2 protein-coding genes are annotated in these 2,243 nt (G+C 62.0%); both read right to left on the bottom strand.

Annotated features, from left to right (window positions below):
• Positions 1-227: 227 nt before the first annotated feature.
• Positions 228-1,229 carry an IS3 family transposase gene (locus GY769_09790; protein ID MCP4202214.1) on the bottom strand — a complete coding sequence of 334 codons (1,002 nt, stop codon included), beginning with the start codon at positions 1,227-1,229 and terminating at the stop codon, positions 228-230.
• Positions 1,229-1,588, bottom strand: coding sequence for a transposase (locus GY769_09785; protein MCP4202213.1), 360 nt, complete (start codon positions 1,586-1,588; stop codon positions 1,229-1,231). Before GY769_09785 ends, GY769_09790 begins: the two co-directional genes overlap by 1 nt.
• Between the last annotated feature and the right edge of the window lie 655 nt (positions 1,589-2,243).

Here is a 2,243-nt window from a genome sequence, read left to right as displayed (position 1 = left end):
GCCGATAGCATCCCCAATCTTGTTGGCCTTCTTCCTTGCCCACCTTCCGCTCGAACCGGTGTTTGATCTCCTGAATCAGGACAATCCCAACGAGCCACAAGGTCAGCAACAGCAGAAGGCCAAGCCATGGCACGATCAAGCAGATCAGCACGCAGGCGTGCCAAGCGTAGGCATAGTACCGGACCATCGGAACCTGTCAACGAGATTGAGACACTCGGTTTAGCGATTTACTGAGCAATATCTCCTGTGTTTTCCGGTTTGGGAGGATTGATCCAGACCGCTTCGGGAAGCGGGCTCGGCTTGGGGACACCTCGAACGAAACGCTCAGGATGAGCGGCCCAGGCAGCTTCGAGGGTACGCTGTCGGTGGGTGAGCACGGCCTGGGCTCGGCCGTGATGGACGTCATCCGGTGTGAGCATGGCGATCCCACCATGGCGGTGCTCGCCGTTGTACCAGGGGAAGAATGACCGGCAGAAGGCCTTGGCCTGCTCGATGTTGGGAAAGCGGCTGGGGAATCCCGGGTGGTACTTTAGGGTCTTGAACTGTGCCTCCGAGAAGGGGTTGTCATCGGAGACCTGAGGACGACTGAGTGAGCGCGTGACCCCGAGGTCGGCGAGTAGCTGGGCCGTGCCCTTGCTGGTCATCGGTGCCCCCCGGTCGGAGTGGAGCGTCAGGGCCTCTGGCTCGACGCCTTGCTTGCGGCAGGTTTCGTCGATCAGCTGTCCAGCCAGAGCCGCGTTCTCTCGCTCGGCCACCATCCAGCCCACGGCGTAGCGGCTGAAAATGTCGAGCAGAACGTAGAGATAGAAGTAGCTCCACTTCTTTGGTCCCAGCAGCTTGGTGATGTCCCACGACCACACTTGATTGGGAGCTGTCGCCATGAGCTCGGGCTTGGCATATTGCGGATGCTGGCACTGATTGCGGCGCTCTCGCACCGACTGGCTCTGGGCCAGCACTCGATACATGGTGCGCTCAGAGCAGAGGTACTCGCCTTCGTCGAGCAGCGTGGCGAACACTTCGGCAGGTGATCGATCGACGAAGCGTGGTGAGGCGAGCAGCTCAACGACGCGTTCGCGCTCGGATTCACACAGTGCCCGGGCAGGCGTAGGACGGGGCTGCTGGTGCCCGGGAGCCGGCCTCGTGCGACGGTAGAATGTGGCCCGCGACACGCCCAGCGCCCCGCAGGCCGGCACCACGCCGACCTGGCGGGCCAGCTCTTGAGCAGCCATCAACAGTCCTTCCCGTCGCCGAGGCTGAATCCCAGCAGCCCGGCAACTTTTCCCTGGACGTCCAGGATCGTGTGCGCCTTGTGCAGGTCCTGCTTCAGGCGAGCAACCTCAGCCTCGAGCGCGCGGACCTTCGGCTCGAGCGGGTTGTTCGCCTTGGGTTTCGCACCGCGCTTCCTCGAGCTCAGCCCGCGAAGCGCTCCCTCACGCCGCGCCTTGCGCCAAGCCGTCAGATGAGAGCTGTACAAGCCTTCCCGGCGAAGCAGCCGGCCCACTTCACCCGGCGCCCTGCAGCGCTCCGCCTCGTCCAAGATCCGCAGCCGATACTCGGCTGTGAACCGTCGGCGTTTCGGCTTCGCCACGACCTCCGGATCCGGGGGCGATGTCGAAGCGCCCGCCCTCTCGCCGGGGGCCTCGTCGCTTCGCTCCTCAACCCCCGGCGAGAGGGCGGGAAGCCCATTCAATGTCATTGGTTCTCTCTCTACTGCCATAGGATTTCACCTTCCACCGCCCTACAATAATTCCAAGGGGGCCGGGTGTCTCAACTACGTTGGCAGAGAGGGGGCGACAAATTCGTTGGCCGCAGTAGCGGCAAGGAGCTTCGGTCATTCCTGACAGGCGGACACGGCAAACTGGCTCCTCCCGAGGTCGATGTGATGGTTTCTCACCTAGCGTCCATCCTCGAGTCAGGAGGACTGTTCCGTGACAAGTGTCGCATTTGTCACGGTCGAGCGATTGCGCTCGCTCGGAGCAAGCTCATTCTAAAGAATGGCAGGATTGTCGGCCGCTATACAGGCCGTGACATCGCTACTTTCTTGGAGGCGCATGGGCGGCTTGAGGGGGATGAGATTGCGACAGTCGTTCGGGCGTTGAGACGTTAGCTAATCCCTCAAAGAGCCGAGTGACCAAACCCGGAGGGGCATTTCGAAGGGTGCACGCTGTTCATCCAGCGTTTCCTTGGTCACCGGATCGGACCCTAAGACGAGTAGTCGTTCGCCTGCTTCAGGAACCTCTCGG

It is taken from the genome of bacterium (assembly GCA_024224155.1).
Lineage (GTDB): Bacteria > Acidobacteriota > Thermoanaerobaculia > Multivoradales > JAHEKO01 > CALZIK01.
Note: the sequence above shows the minus strand (reverse complement) of the source record. Positions and strands in the feature narration are given on the sequence as shown.

Excerpts from the sequence above, each read along its gene's own strand:
- GY769_09790 (MCP4202214.1), bottom strand. The coding sequence starts at position 1,229 with ATGGCTGCTCAAGAGCTGGCCCGCCAGGTCGGCGTGGTGCCGGCCTGC.